Raw genomic sequence first — 21,741 nt, forward strand, 5'->3', positions numbered from 1 at the left:
TCATTTTAATTTTCTGCCAAACCTAAGTGAATCAAAGCAAATACGGCATAATTGATCATATCTTGGTAATTGGCATCTATTCCTTCACTAACCAAGGTTTTTCCCTTATTGTCCTCTATGGATTTCACTCTAAGCAACTTTTGGAGTATCAAATCCGTCAGGGAGCTGACCCGCATATCCCTCCAAGCCTCACCATAGTCATGGTTTTTATTGAGCATAAGTTCTTTGGTATGGTGCACGTGCTTTTTATACAGGGAAACGGCATTTTCCGGATCTAGGTCTGGTTGTTCTGCAACTCCCAATTCCAGTTGTATCAAAGCCATTACGGAATAGTTGATGATTCCTATAAACTCAGAAATCTCTCCCTCGTCCACCTTGCGCACCGCATTTTCTTGAAGTCCCCTGATCCGCTGCGCTTTTATAAAGATTTGATCCGTTAAGGAAGGTAAACGTAGAATCCTCCAGGCACAACCATAATCAAGCATCTTTTTTTCGAATAAATCCTGACAAACCTTAATTACGGCATTATACTGCGCTTCCGTTTTTTGCATTCGGTTATTCTAATTTGTGTAAATTTCGCTTAAAATTTTGTAACCATCAAGACTGGGTGTGCAAACTTAAAATTGTCCCAAGAGTAAAATTATAAGTATGACGATAAACTGTAAGGGTAAACTCATAGATTTGACCACTCCAAGGGTGATGGGTATTTTAAACCTTACTCCAGATTCCTTTTATGATGGCGGAAAATTTAGAAAGGAAAAGGACATTTTGCTCCATGTTGAGAATATGCTCTCGCTTGGCGCAACATTCATAGACTTAGGAGCGTATAGCTCAAGACCTGGAGCAGAAGAGGTAAGTACCGATGAGGAGTGTAAGCGTTTACTCCCTGTTCTTGAACTTATTTTAGGTCAATTTCCTGAAGCTTTGATATCCATCGACACATTTAGAGCCCATGTCGCCAAAGAGGCTATTGCTATTGGCGCCTCTATGATCAATGATATTTCTGCCGGATTTATGGACGAGTCCATGTTGGATGTAATCGCAGAAAACCATATCCCTTACATAATGATGCACATGCGCGGTAATCCCCAAACCATGCAGAAAAAGACCTCCTATGATAATTTGGTACGGGATATTATCCTTTATTTTTCTGAAAGATTGTCTGTTGCCAAATCCAAGGGAATCAAAGATTTAATTATTGATCCCGGCTTCGGTTTTTCCAAAACCCTGGAGCAAAATTATGAGCTCCTAAATAAATTGGATTTGTTGAAAATGATAGAAAAGCCCCTTTTGGTGGGAGTAAGTAGAAAATCCATGATCTATAAATTATTAGGAACGGACGCACACCATGCACTTAATGGAACAACGGCCCTCAATATGCTCGCTTTGCAAAAAGGAGCTAATATTTTAAGAGTACACGATATAGGCGAAGCCATGGAATGTATCAAGATTCACAAGCAATTAACGGCTTGATCTTTTGGCGGACTTGTTTATCTATTTTTGTTAATTTTACATAAACGGCAATAGTTGGATTTTTTAAATTTTATCGATTTTAAGATTACGGATATTCTCGATATCGTATTAGTTGCCGTACTTCTATATTATGTCTACAAATTGGTACGTGGTTCCGCGGCCATCAATATTTTTATAGGTATCGTAATCGTTTGGGCATTTTGGAAACTTACCGAGTTATTGGGAATGGAGATGATTAGTAGCATCGTAGGTGCCTTCATGCAGGTTGGGCTAATTGCTTTGATCATTGTATTCCAACAAGAAATAAGAAAGTTTCTATTGATGATCGGGTCCACCAATTTTGCCAACAAACGCAACTTTATAAAACATTTTAAGTTTCTAAATCAAGAGGGTGACACCACTAGTATAAATGTTGAAGCGATAGTAAAAGCGTGTGAAAAAATGTCGGCCTCAAAGACGGGTGCCATTCTGGTCATTGAAAGAGGTAACTCACTAGATTTTATAAAGAACACCGGCGATAAAATGAATATTGAAGTAACCCAGCCGATAATTGAAAGTATCTTTTATAAAAATAGCCCCTTACATGACGGTGCAGCCGTTATCGTAGACAATTTTATTGTGGCTACCCGTGTAATTCTACCCGTGACCAACGAAAGAAACATTCCCTTAAGGTATGGGCTTAGACATAGGGCGGCGATAGGTATCACGGAAAAAACAGATGCCCTTTGTTTAGTGGTAAGCGAGGAAACCGGCCAGATATCCTATATTAAAAATGGGGAATTTATTCTGTTCGAATCGAGTGCACAACTCATAACACTTTTGAAAAAAGATCTGGTGTAATGCAATGCAAGAATTGTGACAATAGCTTGAGAACGGATTATAGTTATTGCCCAGACTGCGGAGCGAAAGTGATACGCAATAGGCTTACAATAAAGAATCTTTGGCATGATGCTACGGAAAGATTCTTTAATCTCGACAACACCTTTCTTATTACCTTTAAACATCTTCTTACTAAACCTGATAAGGTCATAGTTGGCTATTTAAATGGTGTAAGGAAAAAATATCTAAACCCAATAAGTTATTTTACAATAGCAATTACCCTTGGTGGTTTATTTGTTTATTTATCCACGGAGTTCTTCCCAGATGCCTTGGACTTTAGTTTTTTATATCCAGATGCTGATTCTATCAAAGAATCAGATAAGTTCGCTTTGGATCTTCAAAAAACCATCAATAAATATATTTTCAAATACCAAAGCCTCTTTTACATTGCAATGCTTCCGTTGTTAGCATTCATTTCTAAATTGGTGTTTATCAACAAAAAACAATTCAATTTTAGTGAACATTTTATAATAGTTATTTATGGGTATTCCCAAATGTCAATTATTGTCAATTCCTTGTATATTCTTGTTATTTGGAACTCAAAACTGCTTTATTATATTTCCTTTTTCAACCTTATTTTCCAAATATTATTTTTCACCTGGGTATATTATAAAATATATCTACTCAACTGGAAACAAACGCTCATAAAACTTATATTTTTCCTTATAATATTATGTGTTTTGTTCGTGGGAATTGTTGTTTTATCTACCCTATATATTCTAGCTTTTACAGATATGTTTCAAAATATACAGCACAAATAAATTAGGCAACTTCCTCGGCCAAAAACTGGGCTTCGTAGAGACTTCTGTAGTAACCGTCCTTTTTCAATAGTTCTTTGTGACTTCCCATTTCCACAATTTTTCCCGCATCCATAACAATAATCTTATCTGCCTTTTTTATGGTAGCCAATCGATGGGCAATAACGATAGAGGTTCTTCCCTCAGTAATTTTTTCCGTGGCCTTCTGGATCAATTGTTCCGAATACGTGTCGATTGAAGAAGTGGCCTCGTCCAAAACCAAAATACTAGGTTTGCTTACATAGGCCCGTAAAAAGGCGATTAATTGACGCTGCCCACTGGAAAGCATAGTGCCCCGTTCCTTTACATTATATTCATAACCATCAGGCAAACTGGTAATAAACTCATCCACACCAATGGCTTTTGCCGCTGCTTCAATATCACTAACCGTTACATCAGGGTTCTTTAAAGATATATTGTTTGCAATGGTATCTGCAAAAAGAAAAACATCTTGAAGCACTATGGCAATATGTGACCTAAGCGAAGCCAGTTTATAGTCTTTTATATCCACACCGTCCACTAATATCTTTCCTGAATTTATCTCGTAAAACCGATTCAATAAATTAATGATAGTGGATTTTCCAGCCCCCGTTGCTCCCACAATAGCCACCGTTTCACCGGCCTTCACATCAAAGGAAATTCCGTGCAATACCTCTTCATCCTCCAAATATCCAAATCGTACGTCTTTAAATTCGATATTGCCTTTTACCTCACGCTTTTCAACCTTACCGGTATCATCAATAGCGCTTTCCGTATCCAAAATCTTAAAGACCCTATTGGCCGCTACCATACCCATTTGTAAGGTATTGAATTTATCCGCTATCTGCCTTAGGGGCCTAAACAGCATATCAATCAACATAATGAAAGCGAAAACAGTACCGGCAACATCATTGGTAATGTTGGCGACATTCTGTAGTCCGCCATACCATACTACCAGTCCCACGGTTATGGAGGATACGATTTCAGCTATGGGAAAAAAAATAGAGTTGTACCAAACCGTTTTTAACCAAGCATTTTGATGCTTTTCATTGATTTCCCTAAATTTTTTACTTTCAATATTCTCCCTTGTAAACAGTTGTACGATTTTCATCCCTGTAATACGCTCCTGTACGAAGGAATTTAAGTTGGAAACTTCTGCCCGAACCTCGGTAAACGCTACTTTCATAGCCTTTTGAAACAATCTTGTTGCATACAGGATAATGGGAAGCAGGGAAAAAACCAATAAGGCCAACTTCCAATTGATGTATATCATAACACCTGCAGCCACAAACATCTTCAATAAATCGGCCACAATGACAAAAAATCCTTGGCTGAAAATTTCCCCTATTCTCTGCATATCCGCTACCGCCCGGGTGACCAATACACCCAAAGAAGAGGTGTCAAAATACTTCATTCTGAAGCCCAATATTTTTCTGAAAAGCTTTATCCTAACGTCCCTAATGACCGACTCCCCCAACCAATTGGCGTAATAATTGAAGAGTAGCTGAAAAATAACTTGGCCCAATAATACTCCTAGCATGGCCAAGGTAAGATACAACAACTTATCGGCATCACTACCCTTAATGGCGTCGTCAATTATTTGCTTCAATAAAATAGGAGTAAGAACCGCAAAGGCGGACAATAGAATGGCCGAAACTGCCACAACATAAAAAATCAGCTTATAAGGCTTTGTATACCTCATCAAGCGTTTAAAAAGATGTGTATCAAAGGCGTTGCCCGTATTATCACTCATTCTTATAAATAGTCTTGGGATAGATAACCGATGTCAAATATAGTCCTTTTGCCGGTACAGAAACACCGGCTTCTGACCTATCTTTACTTTTTAAGATAGCCTTAACATGGCTAGGTGGGTATTTCTTTGAACCCACTTCCAGAAGGGTTCCGACCACCGCCCTAACCATATTTCTTAGGAAACGATCGGCGGTAATCTTAAAGACCAATTTGTCATTTTCAAGAACCCATTTCGCTAAAGTAACATTACAAATGTAGGTCCTCACATCTGTTTTTGATTTGGAAAAGCACTCAAAATCCTGCTTTCCCAATAACAAAGTTGCCGCTTGGTTCATTAAATCAATATCCAAGGGTGTTCTTACATAGTAAGCAGTATCCCTATAAAATGGATTTTTTTCCTGGCAAACCCAATATTCATATGAACGCGCTGTAGCATCAAACCTGGCATGGGCTTCATTCTGCACGGACCTAATTTCTTGAACAGCGATATCATCAGGTAGAAAAGCATTGACTCTATAAATGAGGTTTTGAATATCACTGATTGGATCAACATTAAAATGGCCGAACATTTCCTTGGCATGAACCCCTGCATCAGTCCTTCCGGCCCCCACAATTTCAATCTTGTCTCTCAACAATTTAGTCAAAACTTCTTCCAAAATTTCCTGTACGGTAATGGCATTGGGTTGCTTTTGCCATCCATGGTACATCTTTCCGAAGTATGAAAACCGAATAAAATATCTCAATGGGATACATTAGTTTTGTAGCCGACAAAGATATTAAAACCAAAATAAGGGCAGGGCCCATCTTTAATTTGTCCATCCGAATATGACCAAGATTTTACTTCTTTCCGATACACATTCCCATATAGACGAAACCATTCTTAAATATGCAGCACAAGCGGATGAAATTTGGCATGCAGGGGATATAGGAAACCTAAAAGTTACAGATAGCCTTTCCGCATTAAAACCAATACGCGGGGTACATGGTAACATAGACGACCACATAATTCAAAAGGAATTTCCTTTGAACAATAGATTTATGTGTGAGGAGGTAGATGTTTGGATTACCCACATAGGAGGTTATCCACCAAAATATAATGTTAATACAAGGGAAGAGATTAAAAAAAAACCCCCAAAGCTATTCATTTGCGGTCACTCACACATCCTAAAAGTAATTTGGGATAAAAAGCTCGGTGTACTTCATATGAATCCGGGTGCCTGTGGCAAACATGGTTTTCACCAAATAAGGACCATGCTGCGCTTTACGATCGAAGGAAAGGAAATTAAGGATTTAGAAATAGTAGAACTTGGCAAAAGATAAAAACCCAGGAACTACCCTGGGTTTTCGCACTAATACTACTAAGATGTTAGGTTTAACGTAAACGATCTACAGATTTTACAAGATCTTCATCCTTTTTGATCGCCCTATTGGCAAGGGCTAAAAAAACGATAGAAAATACAGGAATCAGCATCCCAATACCCTTCTCCGAGACCGTGGTCTCTCCGGATAAATTTAGTGATCGATAAACGAAAAATCCTAGTAAAAAAAGGTTCAATATCATATTCAACCGGTTCACTACAAACTGGTTCTTTCTTTTTCTAAATAAAAATATGGCCCATAGCGCCAACGCACCAATTATATAAAATAATATGGAAACCAATACTTCATTACTGGCATAAACCTCCTCTCCTTTGGCATCTGACCAAAGGTTTACAAAAAATGGCAATATGCCGGCCAATAAAGCAACAATGATTAAATAAACGGTCTGTATTCTTTGAATCATACTCTGTTTTGTCCTTGGCAGCACAAAAATACAGGTCTTTTTAAGAATTATCCATCAATTATTGAAAATAATTTGTATTATTGTGTCGTTATTTATGATAACACTTACCGAAGGGAAAACTTTCCCATCTTTATCCAATTAATTTCGATTTAGATTTCTTCTTGTCAAAAGTAAAATACACAACTTATTTATATCATTAATGTTTGAGATTTCAGAATTAAAATCAAAAAAGCTACCTGAACTTCAGGAAATAGCCAAGGGACTAAATGTTCCTAAATTCAAGACCTTAAAAAAATTGGACTTGGTCTACCAAATTTTAGATTTACAGGCAGCCAACCCCAAGGCCGCAGAATCGGTGGTCCCGACGGAAACAGAAAAACCCAAGGCCAAAAAGCCTAGAATCTCTAGAAATAAGGCTGAAGACCAGAATAAAAAAGATACTCCCGATAAGACTAAGGAAAAATCTGAACCCAAAAACAACGATTCCCAAAAGCCAGAATCAACCGAACAGAGAAAACCTAGAGCTCGACAAAAAAGCAACGAGAACGATACCAAAAGGGAACATCAAAAAAATCCCCAGCAAAATAAAAATCAGAACAATAGAAAGCAAAATCACCCTCGTAACAACAATCACGACAAGAGTAATTTTGACAAGGATTTAAAGAATAGGTACAAGGAACCGGAATATGAGTTTGATAGCATCATTACCAGTGAGGGCGTATTGGACATTATGCAGGACGGGTATGGCTTTTTAAGGTCATCGGACTATAATTACCTTTCCTCACCGGATGATATTTATGTATCCCAATCCCAAATTAGATTGTTCGGTCTAAAACCAGGGGATACCGTTTTAGGAAATGTAAGGCCTCCAAAGGAAGGTGAAAAATACTTCCCTTTGATCAAAGTGAACAAAATCAACGGCATTGACCCACAAGTGGTACGTGATAGGGTCTCCTTTGAGCATTTGACACCTTTGTTCCCAAAGGAAAAATTTAACCTGGCCGAAAGGCAAAGTACGATTTCCACAAGAATTATCGACCTTTTTTCCCCTATAGGAAAGGGACAAAGGGGAATGATTGTTTCGCAGCCCAAAACGGGTAAAACAATGCTCTTAAAGGACATTGCCAATGGTATCGCGGCAAACCACCCAGAGGTATATCAAATTATTCTTTTGATCGACGAGCGTCCAGAAGAAGTTACGGATATGCAGCGTAATGTACGGGGGGAGGTTGTAGCATCCACTTTTGACAAAGAAGCTTCAGAACATGTGCGTGTAGCAAATATTGTCCTTGAAAAAGCAAAAAGATTAGTGGAATGTGGACATGACGTAGTAATACTTTTAGACTCCATTACCAGATTGGCCAGAGCATATAATACCGTACAACCCGCCTCGGGCAAGGTATTAAGTGGGGGTGTTGATGCCAATGCATTGCACAAACCAAAACGATTTTTTGGAGCGGCCCGTAACATTGAGAATGGAGGTTCACTATCCATTATTGCCACGGCTCTTACAGAAACAGGTTCCAAAATGGACGAGGTTATCTTTGAAGAATTTAAGGGAACAGGTAATATGGAGCTTCAATTAGATCGTAAGATTGCCAATAGAAGAATATTCCCTGCCATAGACCTCACCTCTTCCAGCACCAGACGAGATGACCTGTTGCTTGATGAAAACACCTTACAACGTATGTGGATCATGCGGAAGTACTTGGCGGATATGAATCCGGTCGAAGCCATGGAGTTTATAGAGCAGCGATTCAAACAGACCAAAAATAACGAAGAGTTCTTAATGACTATGAACCAGTAGTATTATTTATCTCTCAAATAGTTACAAGCTCTAACGGCCTTACCATTAGAGCTTTTTTTATGCCTTTTTTTGAAATAAAACCATATCTTTAAACAAGTTTCCCCCAAAACAACAACCTAAAAGAACTTATCGCATGAAAACCACTAGTAGTAAATTTTTACTTTTTATTGCGTTGGCCACTTTGTTTGCAGCCTGCCAAGAAAACCCTAAAAAAGAAAGCCAGGAAATGGAAGCCCAAGAAATCACCTATGAGGCTCCCAAACAAATAATATCCCTTGAAGAAGCGGACTCTCTTTACGTAAATTATAAAAATAGAAGAGCAAGGATTATTGAGAAGATGGAAGCGGAATCCCAAACTGACGGAAAACCATTTGTACCCACACAATTTGTTTCTTTCGATATTGAAGTACTCAAAGAGTATATTGGCTATGTGGAACAAGAAGCGAAAAAAGGAGGAACTACCGCCGATAGCCTGCGTATTTATTTTGGAAATTATGGAAATACCAGTACAAAATATCCTAAAAAAAATACGGTATTCTTATTACCGACTGCAGCCGTGAATAATGACTATGGAGGAATATTCATAGACAGTGAAGGAAAGGCCAAGTTAGTGAGGGATTGGTTCAAATCTCAAAGTGGTGTAAATTCAAAAGACGGCAGACAAAAAGCTGAAGCCTCCTTACTACCAACCATTCCCGCTACACCTATTATGCAAGGGGGGACCAGTCTTACTTTAAACAGGGGAAATGGAGGACCTCCGCCTAAAACGGACTTCTAAAAAATGACACAAGAAATTATAGACTTTTTTCAAAGGAGCTATTTTGTCTTTGCATACGGTATTACCCTTGTTTTGTCCATAATTGCCTATCCAAAATACTTTGATACGCATTTCAAGTATTTACCTGCAATTATAGCGTACACCCTACTAAATGAAATTTTGGGATATTTTATACGATATTATCCCGATTTTTCATTTTTTCCGAATATTCAGGATACTAGGTTTAATGATATTATTTATAATATTTATGACCTGATTTTTTTTCCTTTTTTCTTTTATGCCTATTGGAATTTAGCCATAAACAAGAAATACAAAAAATGGATACGTAATGCGAGTATATTGGCTATGCTAGCCTATTTGGTTTCCTGCTTTTTTCAAAATCCAACCTACACCACTTTGTTTTATGCAAATGCCTTTGCTTCTTGGGTCCTTTTGTTCATAATTATTCTCTATTTCAAGGATAAACGTGAACACTCCCTACCTTTAGTACAACCTTATAACCTCGCATTCTGGGTAAGTATTGGCTTATTTATATTTCATCTATTTGCCCCAGTTCTCTTTTTAATCGGCTATATAAAATATCAGCTATGGCTGGCCTATGATTTAAGAACTATTCTCCACGTTCTAATCATACTAATGTATCTAAGTTTTTGTATCGGCTTTTTTGTTTGTAGAAAAAAAGCTTTCAGATAATGATAAGGACCATAAAAAAACCCTCTTGCGTAAGAGGGTTTTAAACTTTATTCAGTTAAAAAAAACTTAGAGCGCAGCTACGTGCTTTGCCAATTTACTTTTTAAATTGGCCGCTTTGTTACTATGAATAATATTACGTTTTGCCAAACGATCTATCATACTCACAACACTTGGAAAAAGAGCCTCGGCATCCTTTTTATTTTCTTCAGCGCGCAATTTCTTAATAGCATTACGCGTAGTTTTATGCTGGTACCTATTACGTAAACGTACTGCTTCGTTCCTTCTGATTCTCTTTAATGCCGACTTATGATTTGCCATCTTTTAACTTATTATATTTTTTTGAACCTCAACGTCCATTTAATTCAAGTAGCCCGTAGGGGAATCGAACCCCTGTTACCAGGATGAAAACCTGGCGTCCTAACCCCTAGACGAACGGGCCATTAAGCCAATTTGGAACCATGGTTCCTTTTTTCAGTAGCCCGTAGGGGAATCGAACCCCTGTTACCAGGATGAAAACCTGGCGTCCTAACCCCTAGACGAACGGGCCATTACTTTACGTAATTGCGGATGCAAAAATACAATTATTTTTCACTATCACAACTCCCTATTATTTTTTTTTGAATTCTTTTAGTATGCCTTTGCAAACAGAACCTTTTTTGAAGAAGGTTTACCTGTCAATATACATGTACCCTCCTCATCTTCAACGTGCAATGGTATGCACCTAATAGTTGCTTTGGTCTCCTCCTTTATTCGTTCTTCGGTTTCGGCACTACCATCCCAATGTGCGGAAACAAAACCTCCTTTCGTTTCCAGTACTTGTTTGAATTCTTCATAGGTATCTACCTCTGTAATATGTTCATTTCTATAATCAAAGGCCTTTTTATAAATCGTTTTTTGTATGTCTTCCAATAAAAATTCAATTTTAGCCACTACTTCATCAGCAGGTACTGTGGTTTTTTCTAGAGTATCCCTTCTTGCTACCTCATATGTACCGTTCGCGAGATCTCTTTGTCCAATGGCCAATCTGACGGGTACACCCTTTAACTCATATTCGTTGAACTTGAATCCAGGTTTTTGAGTGTCGCGATCATCATACTTCACGGATATGCCTTTGGACTTGAGTTCCTTGACCAATGGGTCTACTTTTTCAGAGATTCCGGCCAACTGCTCCAACCCCTTATATATGGGAACGATCACTACTTGGATGGGAGCCAGTTTTGGAGGCAGCACCAAACCGTTATCATCTGAATGTGTCATGATCAATGCACCCATCAATCTAGTTGAAACCCCCCAAGAAGTTGCCCATACAAACTCTTTATTACCTTCTTTACTTGCAAATTTAACATCGAATGCCTTGGCAAAATTTTGACCCAAAAAATGGGAAGTTCCGGCCTGTAAGGCCTTTCCATCTTGCATCAAGGCCTCTATACAATAGGTTTCTACTGCGCCGGCAAAACGCTCACTCTCCGTTTTAACCCCTTTTATAACGGGAACCGCCATGTGTTCTTCGGCGAATTCGGCGTATACGTTCATCATTTGTATAGCCTCGTCAATGGCTTCCTGCTCCGTTGCATGTGCTGTATGTCCTTCCTGCCATAAAAATTCAGCAGTTCTTAAAAAAAGTCGTGTACGCATTTCCCAACGAACAACATTCGCCCATTGATTTATTAAAAGGGGCAAGTCCCTGTAAGATTGAATCCATTTTCTGTAGGTATCCCATATAATGGTTTCGGAGGTCGGCCTAACGATTAATTCCTCCTCCAACTTGGCATCAGGATCTACGATAATACCGCTTCCATCCTCTGCGTTCTTCAACCTATAGTGTGTTACCACGGCACATTCCTTGGCAAAGCCATCAACATGGCTTGCTTCCTTACTCAAATAGGATTTGGGGATAAAAAGAGGAAAATAGGCATTTTCATGTCCTGTCTCCTTAAACATTTTATCCAAACCGGCCTGCATTTTTTCCCATATAGCATAACCATACGGTTTTATGACCATGCACCCCCTTACACCGGAGTTTTCGGCTAAATCAGCTTTAACAACCAATTCATTATACCATTTGGAATAGTCCTCGCTTCTAGTAGTTAAATTTTTACCCATTGTTAGGAGTTTGGCACAAAACTTGTGCTTATTAAAGAAAATAATTCGGTAAAACTAGTTATTTTTAGTATGTTCAACAATATAATTTTAGAACGATGATATATTCTACATCCCACACAAAATATTTTCACGGACTCATGGTTGCTGCACTGGCATTGCTAATAGTTTCCTGTGGTTCGTATCAATCAGCTTCTTATTACGATAATGACGGTATTTATTCCGATGATGTACCAAGAACCGTTGAAAGAAGACCGGACAGGCAATCTAATTCAACGGCGAATACAGAGTCCGACACTTTTACGGACTATTTTGGACAAAAGGCCGATCAATATGGACAAATAGTTGACAATGAAATTTTCACTGATATAGATTCCTATTCCAGTAACGACTTAAACGATAGTATTCCTCAAGATCAGTTAACGGATTATTACAATAGCCCGAACGACTATCAAGGCTATGGAGGTTGGGGAGATAATGCCCAAAACGTTGTTGTGAATATTTATGACAATGGATGGAACAACTGGGGCTGGGGTGGCTACTATGGTTACGGAGGATATTATGGATGGGGATGGAACAACCCATGGAGATGGAACAACTGGGGCTGGGGTGGCTATTATGGCTGGAACAACCCTTGGGGATGGAACAACTGGGGCTGGGGAGGCTACTATGGTTACGGAGGATATTATGGATGGGGCTGGAACAACCCATGGGGATGGAACCGATGGAATCGATGGGGATGGGCCGGAAATTATGGTTGGGGAGGTTATTATGGTAACCTATACAACAGAAATTACCGAAGGAACTATGCATACTCCTACAATCGTACAAGACGTGGTTACTACAATTCAAATAACAATGGCGTTGCGGCTTTAAGAGGAAGGTCAAATGTAAATACCAGAGGAAATTCCCCTAGGTATAGAAGCACAGATTCCAGGACAGCTTCCGCTAGGAGTTCGTCAAATACAAGAAGAAGCAGTTCCCTTAGCAGAAGAACGGTTAGCGTAGACCAAAACAGGGCCTATAGAACCAGTAGAAGCACTAGAGCTACGCCCAGGTATTATAGCAATACTAGACGAAATGGATACTCTAGCGGAACTTCAAGATCGTCGTCCACTTACAATAGGAGCGGAATATCCGGTAGAACCAGTAGGGCCGTAACTCCTAGAACATCCACTTATAGGGGTTCTAGCTCCAGCAGAAGCAGTTCTTCTTATGGTAGTTCCAGAAGTATGGGAACAGGAAGAAGTTATAGCTCTGGAAGAAGTAGTTCAGGAAGAAGCTATAGCTCAGGAAGTAGTTCCAGGGGCTCTAATGGAAGCTATAGAAGTTCAGGCGGAAGCTCATCTAGATCTTCCGGGGGAGGTCGATCTTCTGGTGGAGGTAGGTCTTCTGGTGGAGGCAGATCTTCCGGTGGTCGAAGTAACTAATCATACTCAACATTAAAAAATTGCAATAATGAAAAGAATATTCACTTTCATAACGTTATCCCTATGCCTTGTGGGTAGCGCACAAAATATAAACGATGTATTGCGCTATGGGCAGGAAAATCTACCTGGCACGGCAAGATTCCAGGCCATGGGCGGAGCTTTTGGAGCTCTAGGCGGTGACATGTCGGCACTAAATATAAATCCTGCCGGTTCAGCTGTTTTCAATAACAGTCTATTGACCCTTTCCGGAACCCATTTTAGAAGGGATAACGATGCCAATTATTTCGGTACTCTCACCAATACGAAACGAAACGAAATAGATTTAAACCAAATTGGTGGAGCATTCGTCTTTAATAACACAGACGAAAATTCCGATTGGAAAAAATTCTCCTTGGCATTCAATTATGATATGGTCCAAAGTTTTGAAAATAAAACCTATGTTTCAGGAAATAGCAATCAAGGCATAGACAATTACTTTTTGAATTTTGCCCAAGGTGTTCCTTTTGGATCCATATTGCTTCAGGAGGATGAATTTATTGAGGACGCTTATTTAGATATTGGTGCATCACAGGGATTCAGGGAACAACAGGCTTTCTTAGGCTACTATGGCGGTATTTTAGACCCTGAGAATCAAGATGACGAAACTACAAACTATATCAGCAACACCCAATATTCGTCAGTAAACCAAGATTTTTTAAAAACGACCACTGGGTATAATAGTAAATTTACCGTAAATGCCGCTAGTCAATTCAGGGACAATCTTTATTTAGGCGCTTCCTTAAATTTTCATAATGTGCTTTACGACCAATATACTGAGTTCACCGAAAATGGTTACGATGCAGATTCCCCTATACAGAGGACAACATTTGACAATCTTCTAAGTACCGAAGGAAACGGCTTTTCTTTTAGTTTGGGAGCCATTGCGAAATTGAACGACTTTGTTCGTTTGGGAGGAAGTTATCAATCCCCTACGTGGTACAGGCTAACCGATGACTTTTCCCAAAGAATAAGTTCCGATTTAGCCGATGATGACATCAATTTTATTGATTTCAACATCGTAAACTTATTCGATACATACACTATTAAAACTCCTTCAAAATTAACTGGTAGCATGGCCTTGGTCTTTGGGCAAAACGGACTGCTAAGTTTTGATTATGGATATCAGGATTTTTCCCAGTCGGAATTGCGACCTAATAACGATTCCAATTTCCAAACCGTGAACAACCAAATTGCAAATGAGCTTGGCGGTGTATCTACTTTTAGGGTTGGTGGAGAATATAGATTGGGAATGGTGAGCCTTCGTGGAGGTTATAGATTTGAACAAAGTCCTTATACGAACGGTAATACTATAGATGACCTTAATGGATTTTCTACTGGTATAGGGTTTAATTTTGGTGGTAGCCGATTGGATTTTGCTCTCAGCAGAACGGAGCAGGATATGAATGAAAGACTGTTTGATACTGGTTTGGATACCCCCGCTATGATAACCAGGATAAATACAAATGCTACTTTAAGCTATACCTTGAATTTTTAAATTCATTGGATATTATAAATATAAAAAAAGGACCGAATAATTCGGTCCTTTTTTTATCTCTTAAGAGTAAAGTGCGATTGTCTTGTTTTGGCCACCAATATTCCACCATCATCTTCTTCGTACTCAAATCGAAACCAATAATCGGTCGATGGCATGGGTCTTCCATTATAATTTCCGTCCCAACCTTCAACGGCTCCTAACTGCTTAAGGAGTTTTCCATATCGGTCAAAGATAAATACAACCGGATTCGTTAAGGTTTCTATACCCTTCACGTTCCATTCGTCGTTTATAGAATCTCCATTTGGTGTAAAAAATTTAGGGTATCCCACTACCAAAAACTCAATGGGTTCCGTAGTGCCACAACCATTTTTGTCGTTAATGACCACCGTGTTTATTCCTGGGGGTATATCCAAAAAGACAGGATCATCTTGAAAGACACCATTATTAATAGCATACTCATAATCTCCATCCCCATCCATAATGAATTCAACATTGTTTGCATCAGGATCAACGGATAAGTTAGTATCCAAGACCTCTACCCTATCCAGAATAGGTACCCCGTAAAATGTTATTAAAATCCCGCCTAAATCGGCAACGGTCGGTGGCGTTCCAGAGGCTGTGGTTATTGTAGCGAAATATCTTCCAGAATTTGGGCTTGTTACCACTAATTCTGCGCCGCTAGGTCCTGAGCCAGCTAATGTTCCATCAATCACACCATCATCATCATAATCTACTGTCCATTCCACGCTAGCAATATCCGGCCCTACTGGTGAGTTCAAAGCACTAAGTGTTATATCTGGGTCACCTTCACAAGCCGTAATATCAAAACCTAAAAACTCATCCCTAAGTGTACAGTCCAAAGCGGTATTCTGATTTTCCTGAACGGAATTCCCCGTAAAGGTGAGCATAAAAGGTTCCGGGTCACCGTCAAAATTAGTGTTGAAATTATTGATAAGAATATAGTAGATTTCCCCAGGTTGAACGTCCAACCATTCATCATAGGTATTTTGGCTACCTATCAAAAAAGGAGCTCCCTCCTGGCCATTTTCGGGATTTACACCAATCCCGGTAAAACTTGTGTTGTTCACCTCATAATTACACCGAATAGGTTCAGATGTGCCATCACCAATAATTGAACAAAAATTTTGCCCCCCTATTTCATCATAGGGTCCGTAAACGGCAAAATCCCATTCCGCGGTAGGCGTTGAATTTCCAGCCGAAGGCAAAGCCTCAATATCAAAACCAACCTGGCCTCCAGTACCGGCCCTAAAGACAAACCATGAGGTATTGTTCTCTATATTGGCAGAACTAACGCTCCCTTTTTCCAAACAGCCGGTTTGTCTAATAACCTCCGGGTCAAAATCATCAATATCCCCTCCACCATCGGCAAGCCCCATAATCGGAGCGTCTGCACAAACAGGGATTGCAGTTCTACAGTCTGCTGAGTTCTGGGCATTTGCTTTGCAAAAAAATAAGAGAAAACAACAAATAATACCGAATAATGTTCGCATGTTTTAATTGGGGCTAACAATATTTAACGTATATAATAACTAGGTTACATGATGTTTAGTATTTTTCGACGGATTTTTTAAGCAGTTAATCGATAAACGGTATTAACAACACAGGAATCAGCTCTTTTACACCGCATATGCCACCCTAGTTTGATGTTTACATCAAAGGATAAATCGGCATAAATGAGTTATGTGTTTGAGGAGATGACATTCAACTCCCGATGTAAACGATCTAGATAGTTCTTTTCAAGCAGGAATTGAGCGAATAGCTTCTGTTTTCAATTCCCTCCATTAAAAATAAACCACTAGACCTTAACATCGATTTATGTTACCTAACAACTACCAACGCATATAAAGTGCTATAGAATGTATATCTTTGCCCCTTGTTAAAATTGTTTTTAAATGAAAACAGAGGGTACATTGGAGGAACATTTTGAACAGTTGGGAGATGACCACATTTCTTCATCGGAGGAAACCCCATTGCGCAAGGATGCCTTTATCCTTAGCGATGAAGAAAAAATAGAGAGGATTAAAGGAAGTGTTCGCGAAATATTGCTGACCTTGGGAATGGACCTCACAGACGATAGTCTTAAGGGTACTCCCAATAGAGTGGCCAAAATGTTCGTGAAGGAAATTTTTGGAGGATTACATCCGGATAGAAAACCCAATTCTTCCACCTTTGAGAACAAGTACAAATACGGTGAAATGTTGGTGGAAAAGAACATAACACTTTATTCTACCTGTGAACACCACCTCCTACCCATTGTTGGAAGGGCACACGTTGCCTATATTTCAAAAGGTTCCGTGGTTGGACTTTCTAAGATGAACCGTATCGTGGATTATTATGCCAAAAGACCCCAAGTACAGGAAAGGCTAAACATTCAAATAGTTAGGGAATTACAAAAAGTATTGGGTACCGAAGATGTAGCTTGCGTAATAGATGCGAAACACCTTTGCGTAAATTCCCGTGGTATACGTGATATTGAAAGTAGTACCGTAACCGCGGAATACGGTGGTAAATTCAAGGAAGAAGCCGTTCGTAACGAGTTTCTGGAGTATATAAATATGGATACGCAATTTTAATTCCCTTTTAAAAAATGCAATTGTACCAAGAGCAAACGATAAGGGTTCATAATTCCCTTACGGGCAAAAAAGAGACTTTTGTTCCCATAAACGAAGGGCATATAGGCATGTATGTCTGCGGACCCACGGTATACAGTAACGTGCATCTTGGAAATTGCAGGACTTTCATGTCATTTGACATGATTTTTAGATATTTCCGTCATTTGGGATATAAGGTAAGGTATGTAAGAAACATTACTGATGCCGGACATTTGGTGGATGATGCTGAGGATGGTGAGGACAAAATAGCCAAAAAAGCCAGGTTGGAGCAATTGGAACCCATGGAAGTCGTGCAACGATATACTGTAGACTTTCACAATATATTGGAGAAGTTTAATTTTCTGCCCCCAAGTATTGAGCCTACCGCAACGGGCCACATCATAGAACAAATTGAAATCATTAAGGATATCCTAGAAAAAGGATATGCCTATGAGGTAAACGGTTCTGTCTATTTTGATGTTGTGAGGTTTAATGAATCCAATGAATATGGCAAGCTAAGTGGAAGAAAACTGGAGGACATGATTGCGAACACACGTGAGCTTACGGCCCAGGATGACAAAAAAAGTCCCCAGGATTTCGCCCTTTGGAAAAAAGCCGAACCAGAACATATCATGCGCTGGCCTTCTCCGTGGGGGGACGGATTTCCAGGTTGGCATTTGGAGTGTACCGCCATGAGCACAAAATATCTTGGTGAAACTTTTGATATTCATGGTGGAGGTATGGATTTGAAATTTCCTCACCATGAATGTGAAATAGCCCAGGCAGAAGCAAGTAATGGTAAGTCTCCGGTAAAATATTGGATGCACGCCAATATGCTTACCCTCAACGGGAAAAAAATGGCTAAATCTACCGGAAACAGTATTCTTCCGGGGGAAATTTTTTCAGGTGAAAACAATATCCTTAGCAAGCCCTTCTCCCCTGCCATGGTACGTTTTTTTATGATGCAGGCGCACTATGGAAGTATTTTGGATATTAGCAATGATGCTTTGTTAGCTTCGGAAAAAGGGTTTAACAAATTAATGGATTCAATGAGCTCCATAAAGTTGCTATCCGTGGGAAATAAAACCGATTTTGATATTGAGGCTTGGAGACAAAGTTGTTATGATGCCATGAACGATGACTTTAACACTCCTATACTTATTGCAAAACTCTTTGATGCGGTTAAACACATCAACCTTATTAAAGAAGGATCGGAGACAATCACCCAAAAGGATAAGGAATTACTTCTGGAAACTATGCAAAATTTTGTTTTCGACATCTTAGGATTGGAAGACAAACAAGGGTCCAGTGTAGATTCGGAAAAACTAAGTGGAGTTGTGGAACTGTTGATTCAGTTAAGAAAGGAAGCCAGGGAGAACAAAGATTTTGCCACTTCCGATGCAATAAGGGACCAATTGGCAGAATTGGGCATTCAATTAAAAGACGGGAAAGAAGGTACTACCTATAGCCTTTAATTAGGAATACCTGATGGTTTTTACTTTGGCCTGATATTCCCCGGGTGAAAGTTGTTGCCTGTTTTTAAAGACGCGGTTAAAATAAGATCTACTTTCAAAACCGCACCGCATATAGATATCTTTAATACTCAGTCTAGGATTCTGCAATAAACCTGTAGCCAATTTTATTCGCTCATTATTAATGAATTCTATAGGTGAAATTCCAAGCTCATTTTTAAAAACCCTGTAAAAATGTGAGGGGCTCATATATGCCTTCTTACTAAGATCTTCAACATTCAACGGTTCGTCTAGATGTTCCCGTATATATCTAATGACATAAGAAAGTCTATTATTGCTATTTATGGACATTTGGGAACTGGTATAGATTTTACGTTCATTGGTCTGCAAAATCCTAATAATCAACTCTCTTAACATGTTATCCACAAAAAAATCCTTAGAGGGGTGGTTTTCAGAAAAAAGAAAGAGCAATCTTTGTAGGATTTGAAAAATTCCAGGGTCGTTCACAAAATGAAAGTTGTAATCCATCAAGCTCCACTCCTTCTCATCATCCTTGGTTATACTTTCGTTCATGAACTGAAGTACGTTTTTAATTTTCTCCTCGGAAATGGCCATTGCCAAACATCGGGTAGGGTTTTTTGACTTTGCTTCCGGGAAGTCGATGCACATGGTTTCGTTCGCGGGAAGCACCAAGGACTCCCCGGGCAAAAAATCAAAGGATTCGTAATCTCTTAGATGCATTATTTTTTTACCCTCTATCATGCTAGCCAAAACAGGCTGGCTAAATTCCAGAAGCACCTTCTCCGCTTGCTCATGGGTTTCAAAAACATGCATTGCTGCATTTTTTAGCGTATAGGAAGTTTGGTTCTCCACCATGGTCTCCAATCTTCTTCCTTTTAAAAAGGTATCGGACAACTTTAGCATTTTCTAGTAATTTCAAGTCATATATTAATGAATGTACAAAAATTTATACTTAAAAAAATCATAATGATAGAATTGTTCATGTTATTCATAGAATCCTTCAAACCATTATACTTCTTCTATTGTAGTTTTATAAATCTCTTGATTCCAAGAATTTGAAAACATTTAACTGATTTATTAAATTTTAAAACTTTTAAGATATGGGCAATACAGCTACCGTAGCGCAGGATGTGCTACAAAAACCGACATTCAAAAATCAATATGAAAATTTCATTGGTGGTAAATGGACCGCTCCCGTGAAAGGGGAATATTTTGAAAACACATCTCCAGTAGATGGAAAATCCTTCACTAAAATTCCAAGATCTACGGCAGAGGATATTAATAAGGCCATAGACGCAGCATGGAAGGCAGCACCATCTTGGAACAACTCCTCTGCAACGGAACGAAGTAATATGCTATTGAAAATAGCAGACGTCATGGAAAAAAATTTGGAAGTTTTGGCAAGAGCCGAGACTTGGGACAATGGAAAGGCCATACGGGAAACTAGGGCTGCAGATTTACCGTTGGCCATAGATCACTTTAGATATTTTGCCGGTGTAATAAGAGCCGAAGAGGGATCGGTGAGCGAATTGGACAGTAATACCGTAGCTTTGAACGTTACTGAACCTTTAGGTGTCGTTGGACAGATTATACCCTGGAACTTCCCTATTTTAATGGCAGTTTGGAAACTGGCTCCTGCATTGGCCGCGGGCAACTGCGTAGTATTGAAGCCAGCAGAGCAAACTCCTGTAGGAATATTGATTTTAGTAGAATTAATCCAAGATATTCTACCCGCCGGTGTTCTGAACGTAGTCAATGGATTTGGCGCAGAAGCCGGTAAGCCATTGGCATCTAGTCCAAGAATCAATAAAGTTGCCTTTACAGGTGAGACCACTACCGGGCAATTGATTATGCAATATGCCTCTAAGAATATCACTCCGGTAACTTTGGAGTTGGGTGGTAAATCACCAAATATATTCTTCGAGAACATTATGGATGCTGACGACGAATTCTTTGATAAATGTATTGAAGGTGCCAATATGTTCGCTCTTAATCAAGGTGAGGTTTGTACTTGCCCTTCTAGAATGCTCGTACAGGAAAGCATCTTCGATGCCTTCATGGAGCGAGTTATAGAAAGAACTAAAGCTATTAAAATGGGCCATCCACTAGATCCAAGTACCATGATGGGAGCCCAGGCATCTAGCGATCAATTTGAAAAAATTCTGAACTATATCCAAATTGGAAAGGAAGAAGGATGCGAAGTAATGACGGGAGGGGAACAGGCATACAATGAAGGACTGGAAGGCGGATTTTACATTCAACCCACCGTACTTAAGGGAAATAATAAAATGAGGGTTTTCCAAGAAGAAATTTTTGGTCCTGTGGTCTGCGTGACCACCTTTAAGGATGAGGCAGAGGCCATAGAAATTGCTAATGATACCTTATATGGACTTGGCGCTGGGGTTTGGACCAGGGATACTCATCAAGCTTATACCGTTTCACGGGCAATTAAAGCAGGTAGGGTCTGGGTAAACTGTTATCACCTTTACCCTGCACATGCACCTTTTGGAGGGTACAAAAAGTCTGGAATTGGTAGGGAAAATCACAAGATGATGTTGTCACACTACAGACAAACGAAGAACATGCTTATCTCCTACGATAAGAAAGCCATGGGATTCTTTTAATAAAACA

General features: G+C 39.3%; 20 protein-coding genes and 2 tRNA genes. 12 read left to right on the plus strand and 10 right to left on the minus strand.

Annotation, left to right across the window (positions count from 1 at the left end; translation table 11 throughout):
• Positions 1 to 5: 5 nt before the first annotated feature.
• Positions 6 to 551: a DUF1599 domain-containing protein gene (locus CJ263_RS02740; RefSeq protein ID WP_094995860.1), complete on the minus strand. Its 546-nt coding sequence runs from the start codon at positions 549 to 551 to the stop codon at positions 6 to 8.
• 97 nt (positions 552 to 648) lie between these two features.
• Here CJ263_RS02740 and folP point away from each other — a divergent pair, with 97 nt between their 5' ends.
• The 3 genes from folP to CJ263_RS02755 are packed head-to-tail and all read left to right on the plus strand — an operon-like array spanning position 649 to position 3,113.
• Positions 649 to 1,473 (plus strand): dihydropteroate synthase, encoded by an 825-nt coding sequence (gene folP / locus CJ263_RS02745; RefSeq protein WP_094995861.1) that lies wholly within the window; start codon positions 649 to 651, stop codon positions 1,471 to 1,473.
• 54 nt (positions 1,474 to 1,527) lie between these two features.
• On the plus strand, positions 1,528 to 2,313 hold the full coding sequence (gene cdaA, locus CJ263_RS02750) for a diadenylate cyclase CdaA (protein WP_094995862.1): 786 nt from the start codon (positions 1,528 to 1,530) through the stop codon (positions 2,311 to 2,313).
• Complete coding sequence (locus CJ263_RS02755; protein WP_094995863.1) at positions 2,313 to 3,113, plus strand: DUF3667 domain-containing protein; 801 nt, start codon at positions 2,313 to 2,315, stop codon at positions 3,111 to 3,113. The genes cdaA and CJ263_RS02755 overlap by 1 nt, the downstream gene beginning before the upstream one ends.
• A 1-nt stretch (position 3,114) precedes the next feature.
• Here CJ263_RS02755 and CJ263_RS02760 read toward each other — a convergent pair whose 3' ends face one another.
• Positions 3,115 to 4,881 (minus strand): ABC transporter ATP-binding protein, encoded by a 1,767-nt coding sequence (locus CJ263_RS02760; protein WP_094995864.1) that lies wholly within the window; start codon positions 4,879 to 4,881, stop codon positions 3,115 to 3,117.
• Positions 4,874 to 5,623, minus strand: coding sequence for a tRNA pseudouridine(38-40) synthase TruA (gene truA, locus CJ263_RS02765; protein WP_094995865.1), 750 nt, complete (start codon positions 5,621 to 5,623; stop codon positions 4,874 to 4,876). Before truA ends, CJ263_RS02760 begins: the two co-directional genes overlap by 8 nt.
• Before the next feature lie 82 nt (positions 5,624 to 5,705).
• Between truA and CJ263_RS02770 the strand changes: the two genes are divergently transcribed.
• Complete coding sequence (locus CJ263_RS02770; protein WP_094995866.1) at positions 5,706 to 6,200, plus strand: metallophosphoesterase family protein; 495 nt, start codon at positions 5,706 to 5,708, stop codon at positions 6,198 to 6,200.
• Between the two features lie 52 nt (positions 6,201 to 6,252).
• Here the strand turns inward: CJ263_RS02770 and CJ263_RS02775 are convergent, their stop codons facing one another.
• A complete protein-coding gene (locus CJ263_RS02775; RefSeq protein WP_094995867.1) occupies positions 6,253 to 6,663 on the minus strand; it encodes a DUF4293 domain-containing protein in 411 nt (136 codons plus the stop codon).
• A 199-nt stretch (positions 6,664 to 6,862) separates the two neighbouring features.
• Between CJ263_RS02775 and rho the strand changes: the two genes are divergently transcribed.
• The 3 genes from rho (at position 6,863) to CJ263_RS02790 (ending at position 9,941) form a co-directional block, all read left to right on the plus strand.
• Positions 6,863 to 8,470, plus strand: a complete 1,608-nt coding sequence (gene rho / locus CJ263_RS02780) for a transcription termination factor Rho (protein ID WP_094995868.1) — start codon at positions 6,863 to 6,865, stop codon at positions 8,468 to 8,470.
• A 133-nt stretch (positions 8,471 to 8,603) separates the two neighbouring features.
• Complete coding sequence (locus tag CJ263_RS02785; RefSeq protein ID WP_094995869.1) at positions 8,604 to 9,248, plus strand: hypothetical protein; 645 nt, start codon at positions 8,604 to 8,606, stop codon at positions 9,246 to 9,248.
• A gap of 3 nt (positions 9,249 to 9,251) precedes the next feature.
• Positions 9,252 to 9,941, plus strand: a complete 690-nt coding sequence (locus CJ263_RS02790) for a hypothetical protein (protein ID WP_094995870.1) — start codon at positions 9,252 to 9,254, stop codon at positions 9,939 to 9,941.
• Between the two features lie 66 nt (positions 9,942 to 10,007).
• On the opposite strand, the gene rpsT is transcribed toward CJ263_RS02790, so the two are convergent.
• From rpsT to proS, 4 genes are all read right to left on the minus strand, one after another.
• On the minus strand, positions 10,008 to 10,259 hold the full coding sequence (rpsT, locus tag CJ263_RS02795) for a 30S ribosomal protein S20 (RefSeq protein WP_094995871.1): 252 nt from the start codon (positions 10,257 to 10,259) through the stop codon (positions 10,008 to 10,010).
• Between the two features lie 49 nt (positions 10,260 to 10,308).
• Positions 10,309 to 10,380: transfer RNA gene (locus CJ263_RS02800), tRNA-Glu, on the minus strand.
• 36 nt (positions 10,381 to 10,416) lie between these two features.
• A tRNA-Glu gene (locus CJ263_RS02805) sits at positions 10,417 to 10,488 on the minus strand.
• An 80-nt stretch (positions 10,489 to 10,568) separates the two neighbouring features.
• Positions 10,569 to 12,044 (minus strand): proline--tRNA ligase, encoded by a 1,476-nt coding sequence (proS, locus tag CJ263_RS02810; RefSeq protein WP_094995872.1) that lies wholly within the window; start codon positions 12,042 to 12,044, stop codon positions 10,569 to 10,571.
• Between the two features lie 95 nt (positions 12,045 to 12,139).
• Here proS and CJ263_RS20860 point away from each other — a divergent pair, with 95 nt between their 5' ends.
• Both CJ263_RS20860 and CJ263_RS02825 read left to right on the plus strand, forming a co-directional pair.
• On the plus strand, positions 12,140 to 13,471 hold the full coding sequence (locus CJ263_RS20860) for a hypothetical protein (RefSeq protein WP_158657063.1): 1,332 nt from the start codon (positions 12,140 to 12,142) through the stop codon (positions 13,469 to 13,471).
• Between the two features lie 28 nt (positions 13,472 to 13,499).
• Positions 13,500 to 15,005 carry an OmpP1/FadL family transporter gene (locus CJ263_RS02825; protein ID WP_094995875.1) on the plus strand — a complete coding sequence of 502 codons (1,506 nt, stop codon included), beginning with the start codon at positions 13,500 to 13,502 and terminating at the stop codon, positions 15,003 to 15,005.
• A gap of 53 nt (positions 15,006 to 15,058) precedes the next feature.
• Here CJ263_RS02825 and CJ263_RS02830 read toward each other — a convergent pair whose 3' ends face one another.
• On the minus strand, positions 15,059 to 16,516 hold the full coding sequence (locus CJ263_RS02830) for a T9SS type B sorting domain-containing protein (RefSeq protein ID WP_094995876.1): 1,458 nt from the start codon (positions 16,514 to 16,516) through the stop codon (positions 15,059 to 15,061).
• A gap of 402 nt (positions 16,517 to 16,918) precedes the next feature.
• Here CJ263_RS02830 and folE point away from each other — a divergent pair, with 402 nt between their 5' ends.
• Both folE and cysS read left to right on the plus strand, forming a co-directional pair.
• Positions 16,919 to 17,599, plus strand: coding sequence for a GTP cyclohydrolase I FolE (gene folE, locus CJ263_RS02835; protein ID WP_094995877.1), 681 nt, complete (start codon positions 16,919 to 16,921; stop codon positions 17,597 to 17,599).
• A 14-nt stretch (positions 17,600 to 17,613) separates the two neighbouring features.
• Positions 17,614 to 19,092, plus strand: coding sequence for a cysteine--tRNA ligase (gene cysS / locus CJ263_RS02840; RefSeq protein ID WP_094995878.1), 1,479 nt, complete (start codon positions 17,614 to 17,616; stop codon positions 19,090 to 19,092).
• Here cysS and CJ263_RS02845 read toward each other — a convergent pair whose 3' ends face one another.
• Positions 19,093 to 20,013: an AraC family transcriptional regulator gene (locus CJ263_RS02845; protein ID WP_094995879.1), complete on the minus strand. Its 921-nt coding sequence runs from the start codon at positions 20,011 to 20,013 to the stop codon at positions 19,093 to 19,095.
• A gap of 197 nt (positions 20,014 to 20,210) precedes the next feature.
• Between CJ263_RS02845 and exaC the strand changes: the two genes are divergently transcribed.
• Positions 20,211 to 21,734, plus strand: coding sequence for an acetaldehyde dehydrogenase ExaC (gene exaC, locus CJ263_RS02850; protein WP_094995880.1), 1,524 nt, complete (start codon positions 20,211 to 20,213; stop codon positions 21,732 to 21,734).
• Positions 21,735 to 21,741: the final 7 nt, after the last annotated feature.

This window comes from Maribacter cobaltidurans (assembly GCF_002269385.1).
GTDB lineage: Bacteria > Bacteroidota > Bacteroidia > Flavobacteriales > Flavobacteriaceae > Maribacter > Maribacter cobaltidurans.

What these genes read in the sequence shown, in the direction of transcription:
- CJ263_RS02740 (WP_094995860.1), bottom strand. Translation starts at nt 551, where the DNA reads ATGCAAAAAACGGAAGCGCAGTATAATGCCGTAATTAAGGTTTGTCAG.
- folP (WP_094995861.1), top strand. Translation starts at nt 649, where the DNA reads ATGACGATAAACTGTAAGGGTAAACTCATAGATTTGACCACTCCAAGG.
- CJ263_RS02755 (WP_094995863.1), top strand. Translation starts at nt 2,313, where the DNA reads ATGCAATGCAAGAATTGTGACAATAGCTTGAGAACGGATTATAGTTAT.
- CJ263_RS02760 (WP_094995864.1), bottom strand. Translation starts at nt 4,881, where the DNA reads ATGAGTGATAATACGGGCAACGCCTTTGATACACATCTTTTTAAACGC.
- CJ263_RS02770 (WP_094995866.1), top strand. Translation starts at nt 5,706, where the DNA reads ATGACCAAGATTTTACTTCTTTCCGATACACATTCCCATATAGACGAA.
- CJ263_RS02775 (WP_094995867.1), bottom strand. Translation starts at nt 6,663, where the DNA reads ATGATTCAAAGAATACAGACCGTTTATTTAATCATTGTTGCTTTATTG.
- rho (WP_094995868.1), top strand. Translation starts at nt 6,863, where the DNA reads ATGTTTGAGATTTCAGAATTAAAATCAAAAAAGCTACCTGAACTTCAG.
- CJ263_RS02785 (WP_094995869.1), top strand. Translation starts at nt 8,604, where the DNA reads ATGAAAACCACTAGTAGTAAATTTTTACTTTTTATTGCGTTGGCCACT.
- CJ263_RS02790 (WP_094995870.1), top strand. Translation starts at nt 9,252, where the DNA reads ATGACACAAGAAATTATAGACTTTTTTCAAAGGAGCTATTTTGTCTTT.
- rpsT (WP_094995871.1), bottom strand. Translation starts at nt 10,259, where the DNA reads ATGGCAAATCATAAGTCGGCATTAAAGAGAATCAGAAGGAACGAAGCA.
- proS (WP_094995872.1), bottom strand. Translation starts at nt 12,044, where the DNA reads ATGGGTAAAAATTTAACTACTAGAAGCGAGGACTATTCCAAATGGTAT.
- CJ263_RS20860 (WP_158657063.1), top strand. Translation starts at nt 12,140, where the DNA reads ATGATATATTCTACATCCCACACAAAATATTTTCACGGACTCATGGTT.
- CJ263_RS02825 (WP_094995875.1), top strand. Translation starts at nt 13,500, where the DNA reads ATGAAAAGAATATTCACTTTCATAACGTTATCCCTATGCCTTGTGGGT.
- CJ263_RS02830 (WP_094995876.1), bottom strand. Translation starts at nt 16,516, where the DNA reads ATGCGAACATTATTCGGTATTATTTGTTGTTTTCTCTTATTTTTTTGC.
- folE (WP_094995877.1), top strand. Translation starts at nt 16,919, where the DNA reads ATGAAAACAGAGGGTACATTGGAGGAACATTTTGAACAGTTGGGAGAT.
- cysS (WP_094995878.1), top strand. Translation starts at nt 17,614, where the DNA reads ATGCAATTGTACCAAGAGCAAACGATAAGGGTTCATAATTCCCTTACG.
- CJ263_RS02845 (WP_094995879.1), bottom strand. Translation starts at nt 20,013, where the DNA reads ATGCTAAAGTTGTCCGATACCTTTTTAAAAGGAAGAAGATTGGAGACC.
- exaC (WP_094995880.1), top strand. Translation starts at nt 20,211, where the DNA reads ATGGGCAATACAGCTACCGTAGCGCAGGATGTGCTACAAAAACCGACA.